Origin of the sequence: Myxococcus sp. AM011, from assembly GCF_013372595.1 — a bacterium.
GTDB lineage: Bacteria > Myxococcota > Myxococcia > Myxococcales > Myxococcaceae > Myxococcus > Myxococcus eversor.
Genome location: NZ_JABXEM010000272.1, coordinates 1 through 14,675, shown reverse-complemented (window position 1 = coordinate 14,675; position 14,675 = coordinate 1). Strand labels below are relative to the sequence as shown.

16 protein-coding genes are annotated in these 14,675 nt (G+C 69.8%); 4 read left to right on the top strand and 12 right to left on the bottom strand.

What is annotated here, in order from left to right:
• Positions 1-200 precede the first annotated feature (200 nt).
• On the top strand, positions 201-860 hold the full coding sequence (locus HUW62_RS38550) for a hypothetical protein (protein ID WP_240356751.1): 660 nt from the start codon (positions 201-203) through the stop codon (positions 858-860).
• Positions 861-864: 4 nt separating this feature from the next.
• Here the strand turns inward: HUW62_RS38550 and moaD are convergent, their stop codons facing one another.
• The 11 genes from moaD to HUW62_RS38495 all read right to left on the bottom strand — a co-directional run bounded on the left by moaD (position 865) and on the right by HUW62_RS38495 (position 11,974).
• A complete protein-coding gene (gene moaD / locus HUW62_RS49720; protein WP_163868314.1) occupies positions 865-1,539 on the bottom strand; it encodes a molybdopterin converting factor subunit 1 in 675 nt (224 codons plus the stop codon).
• On the bottom strand, positions 1,536-3,401 hold the full coding sequence (locus HUW62_RS38540) for a PKD domain-containing protein (RefSeq protein ID WP_163868313.1): 1,866 nt from the start codon (positions 3,399-3,401) through the stop codon (positions 1,536-1,538). The genes moaD and HUW62_RS38540 overlap by 4 nt, the downstream gene beginning before the upstream one ends.
• A 6-nt stretch (positions 3,402-3,407) precedes the next feature.
• On the bottom strand, positions 3,408-4,136 hold the full coding sequence (locus HUW62_RS38535) for an MXAN_2562 family outer membrane beta-barrel protein (protein WP_163868312.1): 729 nt from the start codon (positions 4,134-4,136) through the stop codon (positions 3,408-3,410).
• Positions 4,133-5,056: an MXAN_2561 family MXYO-CTERM-anchored protein gene (locus HUW62_RS38530; protein WP_255203894.1), complete on the bottom strand. Its 924-nt coding sequence runs from the start codon at positions 5,054-5,056 to the stop codon at positions 4,133-4,135. The genes HUW62_RS38535 and HUW62_RS38530 overlap by 4 nt, the downstream gene beginning before the upstream one ends.
• A 126-nt stretch (positions 5,057-5,182) precedes the next feature.
• Positions 5,183-6,211 (bottom strand): aspartate-semialdehyde dehydrogenase, encoded by a 1,029-nt coding sequence (locus tag HUW62_RS38525; RefSeq protein ID WP_176437243.1) that lies wholly within the window; start codon positions 6,209-6,211, stop codon positions 5,183-5,185.
• Positions 6,212-6,254: 43 nt separating this feature from the next.
• The gene (tsaB, locus tag HUW62_RS38520; RefSeq protein ID WP_163868310.1) at positions 6,255-6,992 is read right to left on the bottom strand and encodes a tRNA (adenosine(37)-N6)-threonylcarbamoyltransferase complex dimerization subunit type 1 TsaB; all 738 of its coding nucleotides are present in this window, start codon (positions 6,990-6,992) and stop codon (positions 6,255-6,257) included.
• A gap of 9 nt (positions 6,993-7,001) precedes the next feature.
• A complete protein-coding gene (locus HUW62_RS38515; RefSeq protein WP_163868309.1) occupies positions 7,002-7,490 on the bottom strand; it encodes a septal ring lytic transglycosylase RlpA family protein in 489 nt (162 codons plus the stop codon).
• Positions 7,491-7,499: 9 nt separating this feature from the next.
• Positions 7,500-9,137 (bottom strand): RIP metalloprotease RseP, encoded by a 1,638-nt coding sequence (gene rseP / locus HUW62_RS38510; protein ID WP_176437242.1) that lies wholly within the window; start codon positions 9,135-9,137, stop codon positions 7,500-7,502.
• Positions 9,138-9,221: 84 nt separating this feature from the next.
• Positions 9,222-10,052 (bottom strand): phosphatidate cytidylyltransferase, encoded by an 831-nt coding sequence (locus tag HUW62_RS38505; protein WP_163868307.1) that lies wholly within the window; start codon positions 10,050-10,052, stop codon positions 9,222-9,224.
• Positions 10,049-10,840, bottom strand: coding sequence for a polyprenyl diphosphate synthase (gene uppS / locus HUW62_RS38500; protein ID WP_163868306.1), 792 nt, complete (start codon positions 10,838-10,840; stop codon positions 10,049-10,051). The genes HUW62_RS38505 and uppS overlap by 4 nt, the downstream gene beginning before the upstream one ends.
• Before the next feature lie 174 nt (positions 10,841-11,014).
• Positions 11,015-11,974: an SDR family oxidoreductase gene (locus HUW62_RS38495; RefSeq protein WP_163868305.1), complete on the bottom strand. Its 960-nt coding sequence runs from the start codon at positions 11,972-11,974 to the stop codon at positions 11,015-11,017.
• A gap of 125 nt (positions 11,975-12,099) precedes the next feature.
• On the opposite strand from HUW62_RS38495, the gene HUW62_RS38490 reads away from it, so the two are divergent.
• The 3 genes from HUW62_RS38490 to HUW62_RS38480 are packed head-to-tail and all read left to right on the top strand — an operon-like array spanning position 12,100 to position 14,099.
• Positions 12,100-13,068, top strand: coding sequence for a YafY family protein (locus tag HUW62_RS38490; RefSeq protein ID WP_163868304.1), 969 nt, complete (start codon positions 12,100-12,102; stop codon positions 13,066-13,068).
• Positions 13,069-13,082: 14 nt separating this feature from the next.
• Positions 13,083-13,535, top strand: a complete 453-nt coding sequence (locus HUW62_RS38485; RefSeq protein ID WP_176437241.1) for a hypothetical protein — start codon at positions 13,083-13,085, stop codon at positions 13,533-13,535.
• A gap of 36 nt (positions 13,536-13,571) precedes the next feature.
• Complete coding sequence (locus HUW62_RS38480) at positions 13,572-14,099, top strand: hypothetical protein (RefSeq protein WP_255203893.1); 528 nt, start codon at positions 13,572-13,574, stop codon at positions 14,097-14,099.
• Between the two features lie 13 nt (positions 14,100-14,112).
• Here the strand turns inward: HUW62_RS38480 and HUW62_RS50185 are convergent, their stop codons facing one another.
• Positions 14,113-14,661 carry a PEGA domain-containing protein gene (locus tag HUW62_RS50185; RefSeq protein ID WP_368670582.1) on the bottom strand — a complete coding sequence of 183 codons (549 nt, stop codon included), beginning with the start codon at positions 14,659-14,661 and terminating at the stop codon, positions 14,113-14,115.
• Between the last annotated feature and the right edge of the window lie 14 nt (positions 14,662-14,675).

Here is a 14,675-nt window from a genome sequence, read left to right as displayed (position 1 = left end):
CCGCGAAACCGTCCCCGAGTGCCCCGCTCCCCACGGGCCCGGATGGGACGAGCGCCCCCTCCGCCACGTGAACAGGCAGGGAGAACCCCAGCCCTCCCTCGGTTGTCAGGCAGGCGGGCGGACGTTTCGTGTCCACCGGTGGGCTTCCGCACCCGATGACGCGGCCGAGAGGCAGCAGGACGCATATGCTTGCAGGCGAGATGAGCACCAAGGCGGACGGCGGGCTGTATTTCGAGCTGTACTGGGGAGAGAACCTGGCGGAAGCCTGGAGCTACGGGCCCGAGCAGGCGAAGGTGCTTGCCGCGCCCGATGAAAAGGCGCCCCTGCCCCTCTATGGCTTCACGCTGCCGGAGGAGCCCTTCCTCATGGCCGAGCGCACCGGGCGCGGTTGGCGCATCCACCTGCCGCCCAACGTCCACGTGGACCACAAGGCACGCGGCGACGCCTTCACCTCCCTGCCGGACAACCAGCGCGTCCAGGACCAGGGCCGGACTTCGGTGGCGCTCGCGGACGGCATGACGCTGCGGCTGACGGAAGGCCACCTGTCACTGCTCGTCCAGAGCTCCGTCGTGAAGGAGCGCGTCGGCCCCCTCCAGTGGAAGGACATGGGCTGGCTGGTCATCGTCGCACTGCTCTTCCTGAGCCTCCCCGTGGGCTTCCTCCTCGCGGGCCCGACACCGGAACGCGCCGCTGAATCCAACGCGCGCGCGCTGCAACTGGCCGCCGACAAGGAGGCCGCGCGCCGCAAGGCGATGGGCCTCGACAAACCCATGCGCCCCATCACCGACGCGGAGCGCGCGCAGCAGCAACCCGACGCGGGCCCGGAGGTCCACATCCCCGCGACCTTCCGCGCGCGCTGAGACGTCAGGGCCCCAGCCCGACCCAGACCTCGCCGTCTTCGAAGAACTCCTTCTTCCAGATGGGCACGTCCTGCTTGAGCCGCTCGATGGCGTGCTCACAGCCCCGGAACGCCTCCTTGCGATGCGGGGCCGCGGCGGCGATGACCACCGCCAGCTCTCCGGGCACCAGCGTGCCCACGCGGTGGACAATCGCCAGTCGCACACCGGGCCACTGCGCCGTGGCCTCCGCGCCAATCTCCGCCAGCTTCTTCTCCGCCATGGGCGCGTAGGCCTCGTACTCCAACCGCAGCACGCGTCGCCCCTTCGTCTGGTCGCGCACGGAACCGCTGAACGTCACCAGCCCGCCATACGCATCACCGCCCACCGCCTCCACCACCTCTTCCAGCCGCAACGGCCGGTCCACCACCCGGAACAGTCCGGGCGAGCCACCCGCCACGGGAGGAATCAGCGCCACCTCCGCGCCCGCGCGCACCGGCGCCTCCGCGCCCACGAACTCCTGGTCCACCGCCACGCGCAGATGAGGCAACAGCACCGCGAGCCCCGGGTGCGCCGTCGCGAGCAACCCGAGCACGTCCTTCACCGACGCGCCCTCGGGCACCTCCACGGACTCACGCGCCCGTCCCGTCCGCTCACGCGCGGCGGCGAAGTACAGCACGGTGATGGTGCCCCCCGCGCTCACCGCCAACCTCGTCCCGTCCGAGTGTCCTCGCGAAGCCGCAGCTCGCCCTTGAGCCGCGCGCCTCCTTCGGCGAGCGAGAAGTCCAGGAAGGCCGAGTCCAGGGGCGTGAACCCCTCCAGCACCGCCTTGATGAGCGCCTGGGCGGACGCGAGCCGCTCCGGCGACACCCCGGGCACGGACCGTTGTGCATCCAGGTCCGCGCGAAGCTGGCCCAGGTCCGCCATCACCGACATGTGCCCGGCACCGAACGCCTCACCTCCCAGTTGCTCGCGCAGGGCACGGCCCACGTCGCCGCGTGGCCGGCCGTCCAGCGACTCGCCCGCGACGAGCGTGGCCCGCTCGGGCCCCACCTTCAGCTCGATGGGATACCCCTGGAGCAGCGTCCGGTAGACCTTGCCTCCGGGAATCTTCTCCGTGCTGTAGCGCAGCGACGTGCCCTCCAGCCGCGCATCGAGCAGTCGCATCACCGGCTCCGCCGACGTCAGGCCCGCGTCGATGAGCAGCGTGCCCTTGGGCTCCGGGCGCTGCTTCTGGACGAAGTTGCGCAGGAACGCGGGCGCGTCGAAGTACACCAGCATGGCCACGTCGCCGCGCAGCGCCTTCAACAGCGCCTCCGCGTCCAGTCCCCGCGCGCGCCAGCGCTCCACCGTGCGCTCCCGGTGCGGTGAGCCCGGCGCGCCGAACACCAGCTTCGCCAATTCCTCCGGAGGCACGGAGAGCTGCGCGGCGGCCACCGGCCCCAGCGCGCTGTCCAGGAGCAGCGCCGACGCGGGCGCATCCGCCCCCTGCAACAACGGCCGCGTGGATGACAGGAAGCCATCCAACGACAGGCGCTCCGGCAGCACCGTCACCGACGCGAAGAACCCACGCACCGGCCCCGCCTCCTCCCCTTCCTCTTCCCGCCGCAGCGCGCCCGAGTACACGTAGACATTGCCCTCGGCCACCTTCGGCCGCAGCTCCGTCAGCAGCGCGGCTTCGGAGAGCCCGGGGCCGGACAGGCCCTTCACCGCGCGGCGCGCCACCTCCACGTCGCCCACCACCGCCGGAGCCTCCTCGGCCAGGGCCAGCACCTCCAGCGTCTCACCCGCCTCGGGCTCCGCGTCGGCATCCGCGCTGTCCGGAATCGCCAGGTACAGGTAGCCCCGGTCGACGAACAGCAGCATCGCCTCGCTGGAGTCCAGGGGCGTCACGCGCATGGCGCCGTCCCCGGTGGGAGTCACCTCGTGCCCCACGCCCTCCAGCTCCTTCGCCACCGCCGCCAGCGCCGCGTCGGGCTCCGTCACGCCCAGGAGCGCCACCACGCCGTCGAACGCGGGCACCATGAAGAGGCCAAAGCCCTCCTCGGGGTCCACCACGCTGCTGGAGCCGTTCGTCAGGCTGCTCAGCACGAGCGACACCAGGGGAGCCTCCCGCAGCGCCTGCTCCGCCTCGTCGGGACCGACGAGCCGCTCATAGAAGTCCACGAGCGGCTCCACGTTGCCCTGCAGTCGAGGCACCCACAGCAGCGAGCGCGCATCCGAGGGCACCGCGCGCAGCAGCGGACGCGGCACCACGGTGAGCCGCACGCGGCCGACCTCCTGGCCCTCGTGCAGCGCCCGAACCGTGTACGTGCCCACGCGCGCGAACGCATGTGACAGCCGCGCGCCTTGCGACGCGGGCGTCCCGTCACCGGGCTCCCAGGTGAGGGCCTGCGCCCCCGCCTCGCCCGAGCCCAGCTCCACGGGCACGCCCGCTTCCACGGTGCGGTCCGCGCCCAGGTCCGCCCGGACGACGCGCCGGCAGCCGGAGGCCCAGGGGCCCACGGCGACCATCAAGAGGAGGAGCGCGACGAACGGGCGGAAGGAGCGCGGAAAGAGCGGCATCCGCCGCTAATAGTCCAGCGCGAGTCCGAACATCCAGCGCCGGCTGGAGAGCACGAAGCCCGGCTTGCCGAAATTGTCCACATCCGAGTAGGTGTACTCGGCGAACAGGTAGCTGTGGTTGATGCCCAGCCCCGAGTCGAAGTCGCGCGCGAAGCGCGGCTGCAGCACGTCCAGCAGGAAGGACATCCCGCCCGTCGCGCTCCAACCCCACTTGCCGCCGCTGGCGTTGATGCCGTCGACCACCTCGTCGTCGTTGCCCTTCGTCACCCACCACGGCGAGTAGACGAGGCCCACCTTGCCGTACGGCACCAGGGGGATGCCCCACTCGAAGGCGGCGTAGTCGAACTTGTAGAAGAGGTTGAGCCCGAGCGGCACCACCTTCAGCGCCGTCAGCTCCGCCGCGTTGGCTCCGCTCTCAAGCTTCGCCGCCGCGTACTTCTCGCCGTAGCCGGCCGACACCCCCACACCCGCGGTGCCAATGCCCTGGTAGAAGTACCCCTGAATCTCCAGCTCCGCGAGCAGGAGCGACGAATCCCCGAACGTGTCCTTGAAGGGCGTCTTCCCATTGAGCGCCTTCTCATCATCCAACAGCGGCTTGTAGCCGCCCGCCCGGATGATGATGCCGCCGCTGCGAGGCGACTGGAACTGCTCGTCCGAAACCACTCCGACGTCCTGCGCCCACGCCGGCAGCGCGGCGACCATCATGGCCACACTCACGGCCCGTGCCCGACTCATGACAGCTTCCTCCTCGACATCATCCAGAACCCCAGGGCCGCCACCACAGCGCCCAGCGCGAGCCCGCCACCACCCGCTCCACACCCGCCCGTCTCCTGACCGCCCGCCTCACGATAGGCCGCGAAGAACCCATCGCTCGGAATCGGCGAGCCGGTCGCCAGGGGCGACTCGTCACTCGGATTCCCCGCCTTGTCGTAGGCGATGGCTTGCACGCCGTACAACTTGCCGTTCACCAAGCCGTCCATCCGGAACACCGTGTTGTCGATCGTCTGGGTCTTCTCCACCACGAGTTCGCCTGCGGTGACCGTGCCGCCGTCCTCTCCGCCCTGCACCAGTTCCACCACCTGCACCTTCATCTGCGACGCGTCACCAGACACCGTCACACTGACGCTCAGCGCGCTGTCCAGCCCCGTCACGGCCGGAAGCGCGGGCGCTGGGGGAGCGACCGGGTCCAGGGTGAAGGTGATGGTCGGCTGGCCGATGTTGGAGCGCTCATCGTCACAGTCCAGGGTCGAGTCCTGCTTCTCCGTCGACGCACAAAGCTTGTAGCTCTTGTTCTCCGCCTGGGTGCTACACGAAAGGGTCGGGCTGCTCGCGGCGAGCGCGTCGCTCATCCTCAGTTGGAGCGTGCCGGACAGGGTCGTGGTGTCACCTTGGGGCACCTCATTACCGAGCACCAGGTCCCCCGTGCCCGGCTCCCCCGTACAGTTGTCCGGCGACAGCCAGAAGATGAGCGAGCTGCACGCCAGGGCCCCCGTCCGCGTCCAGGTGACGGTCCTCAGGTCGGCGCAGGTTTGTTTGGAGACAACGATTTCGTTGTTCTGGGCGGTGGTGCCCGGGATCGCGAAGTTCACGACCGGGGCCGTCTGCCCAAGGGCGGTCGACGCGAAGAGCAGGAGCACGGCGAATGTGAGGCGCATGGGTAAGCCGCAAGCTAGCAAGCGGGAGGCCACACTCAAATCGTTCCCGCATGCCTACTTTTGGCCCTCGCGGGCCGTCCTGGCGAGCCAAACAGGCAGGACGGCCGCGGCCCTTGTGCCAATTTGTCAGACGGCGCGCTCAGCCAGCTTGAGGCCAGCCTCCACCAGGTTGAGGGCGGCGCCCCGGGTGGCGTTGTCCACGGCGGCGAAGAGCGTCACCCACTCCGGGGCCTGCGGGAAGGCGCGCACCCGGCCCACGTGCACCGTGGGGTCCGACGTGACGAGCATGGGCATGGGGTAGATGCGCTCACCGGGGGTGTCCAGCACCTTGAGGGCGGGCGACGTCTTCAGGGCCGCGCGCACCTGCTCCACCGGGCCCGCCTTCTTGAGCTGCACGTTGAGGGTGAGGCCGTGGCCGTAGAAGCTGGGCACCTGCACCGCGGTGCCGGCGAGCACGAGCGCATCCCCTACCGTCGCGAACAGCCGCGCGGCCTCCAGCGTCCAGCCGCCCTCCTCCTCCGTCCACGGGGAGCCCACCATGAAGCCGCCCACCTGGGGCACCAGGTTGAAGCCCACGCGGTGCGGGAAGACGCTCGGGTCCGGCTCCCGCCCGGACATCAAGTCCGCGGTCTGCTTCTCCAGCTCCGCCACGCCGCGCACGCCCGCGCTGGACACGCTCATCATCGCCGTCACCTGCGCGCGCACCACGCCGAAGGCCCGACGCAGGGGCTCGACGACATGCACGGAGGCTGTCGTCACCGCGCTCGGCAGGCACACCATGCGCCCCTTCATCGTCGCGCCGAGCAGCTCCGTGTTGAAGCCCGGCAGCACCAGCGGGACGTTGCCGTCGCCCCGGAAGGCGGAGCTGACATCCACCACCCATGCGCCCGCGGCCTGCGCGGCCGGCGCCAGCGTGCGGGACGCCTCGGCGGGCGTGGCCAGCAGCACCAGGCCCATGCCCCGGAAGGCCTCGGGCACGGCGCGCTCCACGTCCAGCGAGTCCTCGCCGTACTCCACCGACAGGCCCTTCGAACGCTCGGAGCCGAAGGCATGCACCTGCTCCGCGGGCACGTCGCGCGCGTGCAGCGCGGCCAACACCTCACGGCCCACCACGCCCGTGGCGCCCACCACGGCAATCTTGAAATCGTCTTTCATCGCGCGTCCTTTGCATCGCCCGAGCGCGTGAGCGCTGGACGCTTCAGTCGTCCTTCAACCGCGCCGTGGGCACCGGCCCCGGCAGCGGAGGGAACTTGGGGTTTCGCTCCGGCTCGGAGGCCCGCACGTAGTGCGGCTCCATGGCGAAGAGGGCCTCGAGCGAGAACGTCTCCGGCATGCGCACAAGCCGCGTCAGCTCCACCGCCGAGGGGAACTCCCCCCCCGTCAGCAGCCGCTCCGGGGCCACGCCGTGGGACACCAGCGCCGCGCGGTAGTCCACCAGCGCCGGCCCCAGCGCCACCGCCCGGGGCTCCGCGGCCATGCGCGCGGCCACGTCCTTGGGCGACATGGCCGTCTCCGGCTCCAGCGCCTCCACCGTGGCGCCACGCCGGACGTAGGCGCCCAGGTACAGGTCGTCCTTGCGCGCCACCGCGAGGCAGTACAGCGGCACGTCCTCCGGGCCCTCCAGCGCCACGGCCGCCAGCGAGGACGCGCCAGCCACCTTGAGGCCCGTCGCGTACGCCAGCGACTTCACCGTGGCCAGGCCGATGCGCAGCCCCGTGAAGGAGCCGGGCCCCAGGCCCACGACGAGCCCCTCCAGGTCCGCCAGCTTGAGGCCATGACGGGCCAGGAGCTCCCCGACGACACCGGGCAGCGCCTCGCTCTGCTTCACGGGCGGACGCACCACGGAGTGCTCCACCGCGCGCACGGCGCCATCCGGCCCGCGCTCCACCAGGGCGAGCGACATCGTCAGCGTGGAGGTGTCCAGCGCGAGGAACATGGGCGCTCCCTACACCGGCACGGCCCACATTGCGCGGGGAATCTCCGACACGGCGTCCTTGCAGCGATACAGCCGCACGCGCACCACTCCCTTGTCCAACATGCCCAGCTTGGAGGCGGCGGCCTTCGAGACGTCGATGATGCGACCGTCCACGTAAGGCCCCCGGTCATTCACCCGGACCTGCACGGAGCGACCGTTCTCCATGTTCACCACGCGCACGCACGAACCGAAGCGCTCCTTGCGGTGCGCGGCCGTCAGCTCGTTCTGGTTGAAGCGCTCCCCGCTCGCGGTGGGACGGCCGTGCAGCCCCGGGCCGTAGAACGAGGCCAGGCCCTCGCCCAGATAGGAGCGCGGCATCTGCTCGCGCCTCGTCACGCCCGGAGACGGCGGCGAAGGGTTCGGCTCCTCGCGCGAGTCCGGCTTCGCCGCGCGCGACGCGCAGCCGGTGGAGAGGCCCATGCCCAGCGCCAGCAGGATGACGACGGTGCTCGCGCGCATGGGGCCTCTCTAGCGGGTGATGTCGTTGGTGAAGACCAGCAGCATCAACAGGATGAGCAGCGCCAGACCCACCATGTTGGCGGCCTCGCGCACGCGCACCGGAATGGGACGACGGCGGATGCCCTCCCACGCGGCGGACAGCAGCGCGAACCCGTCCAGCACGGGGATGGGCAACAGGTTCATCACCCCCAGGTTGATGGAGATGATGGCCATCAGGTTGAGGAAGGAGTCCAGCCCCTGCTCCGCGCTGCGAGCCGCCAGCTGGTACATCATGATGGGGCCACCCACCGTGCTCAGCGGCACGTCGCGGGTGACCAGACCGCCGAGCACCTTCACCATCTGCCCGACGATTTTCGGAACGACGACGGCCGCCTGCTTCAGCGCCGCCGCGGGGCCCAGGTGCACCGTCACCTCGTCCGCCTTGGCCACGTCCGCGTCCACCAGCGTCCAGCCGCGCGCGCCCAGGGAGAGCTTGGAGAGCTGCTGCCCCATGGCGTCCTCCGCCATCAGCGGCGCCTGCGCAATCGTCTGCGTGTGCTCGCCGTCCTTGCTCCGCCACGTCAGCGAGAAGGGCTTGGCCTCGGCGCCGCTGAGCTTCACCTCCAGCAGCCGGAAGGACGCGAGCGGCTCGCCGTCGAGCGACACGATGCGGTCACCCTGCTTGAGCCCGGCCTTCTGGGCCGCGCTGCCGGGCATCACCGTCGCCACGTACTGGTCCGCCGGTTCCGCGCCCAGCGCCGCCAGACCCGCGCCGGGCTGTCGCGGCACCGTCACCTCCACCACGCGGGCCACCTGCCCCTGCACCACGCCCGCCTCCACGGTGTCCATGCGCCGCACGACGACCTTGAGCGGCTCGCCCTCCGGGTGCCGGCCCAGCTCCTGGTACAGCCGCGCCTCATCCGGGACGCTGGCGCCGTTGACGCTCAGCACGCGGTCGAACGTGCGCAGCCCCGCGGTCTCCGCCACGGACCCCGGGGGCACGCCCACCAGCGGCGGCTTGGCCAGCGGCAACACGCCGATGAGGCCCCGCTCCACCGTGTCGATGGGCGACGTCTCCGTGTTCTTGATGGGCGTCACCGTCAACGTCACCGGCTGGCCGTCCCGCTCCACGACGATGGGAATCGCCCGCTCGAAGCGCCCGACGAAGGTGTCCCGCATGTCGTCGAAGGTGCGCACCGACTCGCCCTCCACGGACATCACCCGGTCTCCCGGGCGCATGCCGGCGGCGGCGGCGGGCATCCCGGGCTCCACGTAGCCCACCAGGGTGGACGTCGCCTGGTGCGGGCCGAGGAACACGAAGAAATAGACGATGACGGGGAAGATGAGGTTGAAGGCCGGCCCCGCCAGCACGATGAGGCCGCGCTTCCAGGGGGGCTGCGCCAGGAAGCCGCGCCTGGCCTCTTCCGGGCTCAGCTCTTCATGGGGCAGGTCCCCCGCCATCTTCACGAAGCCGCCCAAGGGCAGCAGGGCGATTTGATACTCCGTCTCGCCCTTCACGAAGCCGATGAGCTTGGGCCCGAAGCCGATGGAGAACTTGAGGACCTTCACCCCGCAGGCCTTCGCCACGAGGAAATGGCCGAGCTCGTGCACTGTCACGAGCACGCCAAGCAGGAGGATGAAGAACCCCAGGTTCTGAAGTGAGGGCATGGCGGCAACAGTAATCGTGAGCCCCCGGACGGACAACGCACATCCGGGCCCGCCAGCCAGGCGGGCGAGCGAAATCTCACGATTCTACGGCAACAGCCCGCGCACGAACTGCACGTAGACGAACACCAGGGGGGCGTTGAAGAGCAGCGCGTCGATGCGGTCCAGCACCCCGCCGTGCCCGGGAATCAGGAACCCCGAGTCCTTCACCCCATAGGCGCGCTTGAGCATGGACTCGCACAAGTCGCCCACCGGACCGAGCAGGCCGCCGGCGATTCCCAGCAGCACGCAGTCCCACACGGTGAAGACGGGGAAGAAGAACCCCCGAGCGATGAACATGCCGCCCACCGAGCCGAGCATGCCGCCGAAGAAGCCCTCCCACGTCTTGTTGGGGCTCACCTCGGGGTACAGCTTGTGGCGCCCCATGAAGCGGCCGAAGAAGTAGGCGGCGGTGTCGTTGCCCCACGTAATCGTCAGCGCGCAGATGACCCACGCGAGGCCATGGTCCGGCAGGAGCCGCAGCGCGGACAAGGCGGTGAGGCCCACGGCGCCGTACAGGAAGCCGTTGACCAGGTGGGCCGTGCGCGTGGGGGCCTCGGCGAGCGGGCCCTTGAACAGGTGGAATATCCACGCGAAGAACGAGAAGACGACGGTGAGCCAGAAGGCCGTCTCTCCCGTGCGCGCGGCGTCCTTGAGCGGCAGGAACGGCATCACCGCGGCGAAGGCCATGCCCACCCAGGCGGCGGCGTTCAGCCGCTTCTGGACGATGAGGTAGTACTCGCCCACGCACGCGGCGGCGGCGAGGCCCAACAGGCCCGCGCTCCACACGCCACCGAGGAAGAGCAGCAACACCACGAGCGGCAGGAGCGTCAACGCCGTCACGATGCGCACGACGAGGTTCTTGTTCTTGTCGTTCACGCCTTGGCCCGCTGGGGGGTGTCCTCCCGCTTGACCTGCGCGGAAGTGAGACCGAAGCGCCGCTCTCGCTGCTGGTACTGAGACACGCAGCGGAGAAACTCGTCGGTGCGGAAGTCCGGCCAGAGGGCGTCGGTGAAGCACAGTTCCGCGTACGCCATCTGCCAGAGCAGGAAGTTGGACACGCGCTGCTCGCCGCTGGTGCGCACCACCAGGTCCAGCGGGGGCAGCCCGTTCGTCCACAGGAAGGATTCGAAGTCGGCCTGTTCCACCCGGTCCGCCAACAGCTCGCCCCGGGAGATGGCCTCCGCCATCCGGCTGGCGGCGTGGAGGATTTCCTCCCGGCCGCCGTAGGACAGCGCCAGCGACAGCACCATGCCGGTGTTGTGCGCCGAAGCGGTGATGAGGCTGTCCAGCGGCTCGCGAACGAACCGGGGAAGTCGCCCCACGTCACCCACCGCGTTGAGGCGGATGCCGTTGTCGAGGATTTCGGCCCGCTCGCGCTCCAGGTAGTCGCGCAGCAGGTCCATCAGCCCGGCGACCTCTTCCGCGGGGCGGGCCCAGTTCTGTGAGGAAAAGGCGTAGAGAGTCAGAGCCTGGATGCCCACACGGCGGGCGGTGCGGGTCACTTCTCGCACACTGGAGCTTCCCTCGCGGTGACCTTCCAGCCGGTCCAGACCCCGCGACTCCGCCCACCGACCGTTGCCATCCATGATGATGCCCACGTGGCGCGGCACCGGCCGGGCCTTGACCTGATTTTCGAGGGCGGAAACCACTAGGGGGCGTTCCATTCGAGCCGCGCACCCTACCGGCGGCGAGGGGCCACGTCCACGAGCGCGTGGCCCAACCGTCGCCCGAGCCCCCTGGTCGGTCGCCCGCCCGGTGCGAGCGGCCCGGGACTCCCAAGCCATGTAGGCCCAGGTGGGCAGCCTCGCCAGTGCGGACAGGGGGCGCGGGCGCCGGACTCACTCCAGGGGCCAGTTGGGGCGGACGATGTCGATGGGGCTGTTGTGCCATGACGCGTAGGCGGCGGCGTTGGCGACGCTGTAGGGCGCGCGGTAGGTGCGCTCGAAGTAGTCGGCCCAGTGGGGCTGGGAGCCATCCAGGTCGGTGAAGCCGTACTCGCGGGCCAGGGCCCAGGAGCTGTGGACGGCGCCGGCCTTGGTGGCGACGTCCGGGTCCGCGGCGAGCGCGGCGATGGCGCGGCCGACGTAGGCCGGTGACTCGGAGGCGATGAAGTCCGGCTCGGCCTTCGCGCCGTCGCGCCAGTTCGCCTCGGCGACGCCGAAGTTCTCCAGCATCTCCTCGGAGCGCAGGAAGCCGGGCGTCACGGCGAGCGCGGTGACACGGGTGCGGCGCAAGTCGCGCGACATGGCGAAGGCCAGGCGGATGACGCTCATCTTCACGACGTCGTAGTTGACGCTGCCCCGGTAGCCGAAGTGGTCGCCGTCGGTGATTTCGACGACGAGGCCCCGCTCCTGCTCCAGCATGAGGGGCACGGCGTGGCGGCTGGTGATGATGTGGGTGAGCACGGCGCGCTCCAGCATGGTGCGCGCGTTGTCGGTGGACTGCTTCCAGAAGGGCACGCCGAACTCGGAGATGTTGTCGCAGCCCCAGATGTCATTCACCAGGATGTCGAGCCGCCCCTGCTCCTTCTGGATGCGCTCGCACAGGGCGGCGACCTCCTCCGTGACGGTGTGGTCGCACCGGACGGCGATGCCCTTTCCGCCCAGCGCGGTGACCTGCTCGGCGGTCTCCTCGAGCGTCTCCGGGCGCTTGGGGCCGGAGGCGGGACGGCCGCGCACGCTGCGGCCCGTGCAGTACACGGTGGCACCGGCCTCGCCGAGCCGCGTGGCGATTCCCCTGCCGGCGCCGCGCGTGGCTCCAGCGACCAGGGCGATGCGTCCTTCGAGTGGCTTCTTCATGGTGTCTCTCCTCGGACCGGCGCGGGTGGGGTGTGGATGGGCCGGTGATGGGCACACCCTATGGAGGGAATCATGACATCTGTTGTCATGATGGTCCGCGTACAGTGCGCGGTGGGGTTTCCGACATGCGCGCCGACCGACTCGTCAGCCTGATGATGTTGTTGCAGACCCGTCCGAAGCGGACGGCGGGACAGCTCGCGCGCGAGCTCCAGGTCTCCGAGCGGACCATCCACCGGGACCTCGACGCGCTGTCTGCTTCCGGCGTGCCGGTGTACGCGACGCGAGGCTCGGCGGGAGGCGTCGCGCTGCTCGAAGGGTGGAAGACGCAGCTCACGGGATTGAATCGCGCGGAGCTGCAGGCGCTGGCGGCGATGAGCGCCACGCCAGGCGGGCTGGGCGACCTGGGCCTGTCCGCGCCGCTGAGCAGCGGGTTGGCGAAGCTGGCGGCGGCGCTGCCCGTCTTGCAGCAACCCGCGCTGGAATATGCGCGACAGCGGCTGCACGTGGACTCCTCGGGCTGGTTCACGGAGCGGGAGTCGGTGCCCTACCTGGAGGTGCTGCGCGAGGCGGCGTGGCTGAACCGGAAGGTGGCGCTGACGTATCGGGACTTCGACGGGAAGCGCGGGCGGCGCGAAGTGGACCCGTACGCGCTCGTGCTCAAGGCGGACCGCTGGTACCTGGTCGCGGGGACCCAGAAGGGAGAGCGCGTGTACCGGGGCTCGCGAATCGAGGGGGCCCGCTTGCGAGCGGAGACGTTCGAGCGGCCCGCGCGGTTCGATTTGCCCGCGTTCTGGCGGGAGTGGTGCGCGCGCTTCGCGGAGAAGCGGGCCCGATACGAAGTGACGCTGCGGCTGACGACCGAAGCGGAGGCGGCCTTGCGACGGATTCGTCCGCCCGCGGATGCGCCCCGGTTCGACGCGGGGCGGGTGGAGGATGGGGGAAAGACTGTCACCGTGGACTTCGAGCGGGAGTCCATCGCGGTGGGCCAACTCTTCGAGGTGGGAAGTGGCTTCGAGGTGGTGGAGCCGACAGCGCTGCGCACCCGTTTGGTGGACCTGGCGACAGGGATTCTCGCCGCGCATCCATTCAAATAGACAGACACGCCCGATTGGAGCTTGAACACTTCCGCATCCCTGTCATCACATTTCCATGGCAGGGGGCGTGCGCGCCCGACGTCGAGCAACTGGAACACAGGAGGCTCACCTGGGCCACCCGGCACGGGCTCACCCCCACGGCGGAGCACAGGGCACGGGCGGAGCGAGCGAAGTATGCCTCGTTCGCGGCCCGAGGCTTTCCCCATGCGTCCCCAGCGCTGCTCCAAATCTTCGCGGACTTCCTCGCATGGTTCTTCGTCATCGACGACCTCGTCATGGACAGGGTGAACCCGCTCAGCGCCTCCACCCTGTCGCATCTCACCGCCTTCCTGGATGTCCTCGACCTCGACCAGAGCAGCCCCGAGCCTCTCTTCGGAGTGGGGGCCCTGCGGGACATCTGCCAGCGATTGAGAGGCTTCCTGTCCCCCGAGCACTTCTCGCGCTTCGCCCAGGGCATGCGCATGTGAGCGAGCTCCGCGGGACTTCAAATCGTCGGGCAGCTCTTGGACAATCCCTTTTCGCTGCGAGCCTACTGCGCGACTCGCCGACATCTTTCGGGCGGGAACGCCTGCGCGGCCCTCCTCGACGTCGCCAATGCGGGGCCCTTGGCTCCCGAGGAGTACCACCACCCCTCAATGGAGCACCTCCACCTGCATTTCAACAACATCGCTTCTTGGGGCAATGACCTGCATGGCATTCACACCGAGGCACACGAGCCCGACCAGAACCGGAACATGGTCCTGTTATTCGCGGCCCAGGGACATTCCCTTCAAGAAGGCATCGACTACACCGCGCGGAGAGTCCGTGACGAGATCGCCGCCTTCCAGGAAGAGGCCACCCGCCTGGAGCGCGATGCCAGCAAGGAACTCCGGGGCTACATCTCTGGCATGCGCGAATGGCTGATGGGTGACCAGGACTGGGCAGACCTGGTCACCCACCGCTACCTGGCGAAGTTCGCGGAGCAGGATGCAGATGACCGGGGCATCCAGCTCGCCAGCCGAGGAATCACGACAGGCGCGGCTCCGTCGTAGGAAATGACTCGGTTCACTCTGATTGGAAGTTGAACTTGAAGATGTTGTTCTGCCCCGCCTTCACCTCGAACTTCTGCGTCTCTTCCCGCTTCAACTCGGGATTGACGAGCCTGATGGTGTGCTTGCCTTCAGGCACCTCGACGGCCGCGATCGGCGTCGGCCCGAGGTGCTTCCCATTCAGGTAGACCTCCGCATAAGGACGGATGCGGAACTCCAACTTGCCCGTGGCCACCGCCTTCGCGGGGGCGCGCGGGCGAGGAGCCGCGCTCTTCACGGCGGGCTTCGCCTCGCTCGGCTCGGGCACAACCGGAGCATCGGCGACAGGAACGACGACCGGTGGAGCCTTCTCCACGGGCTTCGCGGCCACGGCCTCTGGCGCAGTCGCGGTGGCCTGAGGTTCCGCCTTCTTCACCTCCGCCCCCTGGGGCACCTGTGCCACCGCCAGTGACTCCCCGCCCGAGCCCCGCTCCGGCGAAGGGACAGGCCTCGACGGTTCGACCCGCGCCGTCGGCGGCGGGAGCTTCGCGTCGGGCTTCTTCGCCAGGGGAAGCGGAGGAGGCACTGTCTCTTATACAC

Excerpts from the sequence above, each read along its gene's own strand:
- HUW62_RS38550 (WP_240356751.1), top strand. The coding sequence starts at position 201 with ATGAGCACCAAGGCGGACGGCGGGCTGTATTTCGAGCTGTACTGGGGA.
- HUW62_RS38540 (WP_163868313.1), bottom strand. The coding sequence starts at position 3,401 with ATGCCGCTCTTTCCGCGCTCCTTCCGCCCGTTCGTCGCGCTCCTCCTC.
- HUW62_RS38535 (WP_163868312.1), bottom strand. The coding sequence starts at position 4,136 with ATGAGTCGGGCACGGGCCGTGAGTGTGGCCATGATGGTCGCCGCGCTG.
- HUW62_RS38530 (WP_255203894.1), bottom strand. The coding sequence starts at position 5,056 with ATGCGCCTCACATTCGCCGTGCTCCTGCTCTTCGCGTCGACCGCCCTT.
- HUW62_RS38525 (WP_176437243.1), bottom strand. The coding sequence starts at position 6,211 with ATGAAAGACGATTTCAAGATTGCCGTGGTGGGCGCCACGGGCGTGGTG.
- tsaB (WP_163868310.1), bottom strand. The coding sequence starts at position 6,992 with ATGTTCCTCGCGCTGGACACCTCCACGCTGACGATGTCGCTCGCCCTG.
- HUW62_RS38515 (WP_163868309.1), bottom strand. The coding sequence starts at position 7,490 with ATGCGCGCGAGCACCGTCGTCATCCTGCTGGCGCTGGGCATGGGCCTC.
- rseP (WP_176437242.1), bottom strand. The coding sequence starts at position 9,137 with ATGCCCTCACTTCAGAACCTGGGGTTCTTCATCCTCCTGCTTGGCGTG.
- uppS (WP_163868306.1), bottom strand. The coding sequence starts at position 10,840 with ATGGAACGCCCCCTAGTGGTTTCCGCCCTCGAAAATCAGGTCAAGGCC.
- HUW62_RS38495 (WP_163868305.1), bottom strand. The coding sequence starts at position 11,974 with ATGAAGAAGCCACTCGAAGGACGCATCGCCCTGGTCGCTGGAGCCACG.
- HUW62_RS38490 (WP_163868304.1), top strand. The coding sequence starts at position 12,100 with ATGCGCGCCGACCGACTCGTCAGCCTGATGATGTTGTTGCAGACCCGT.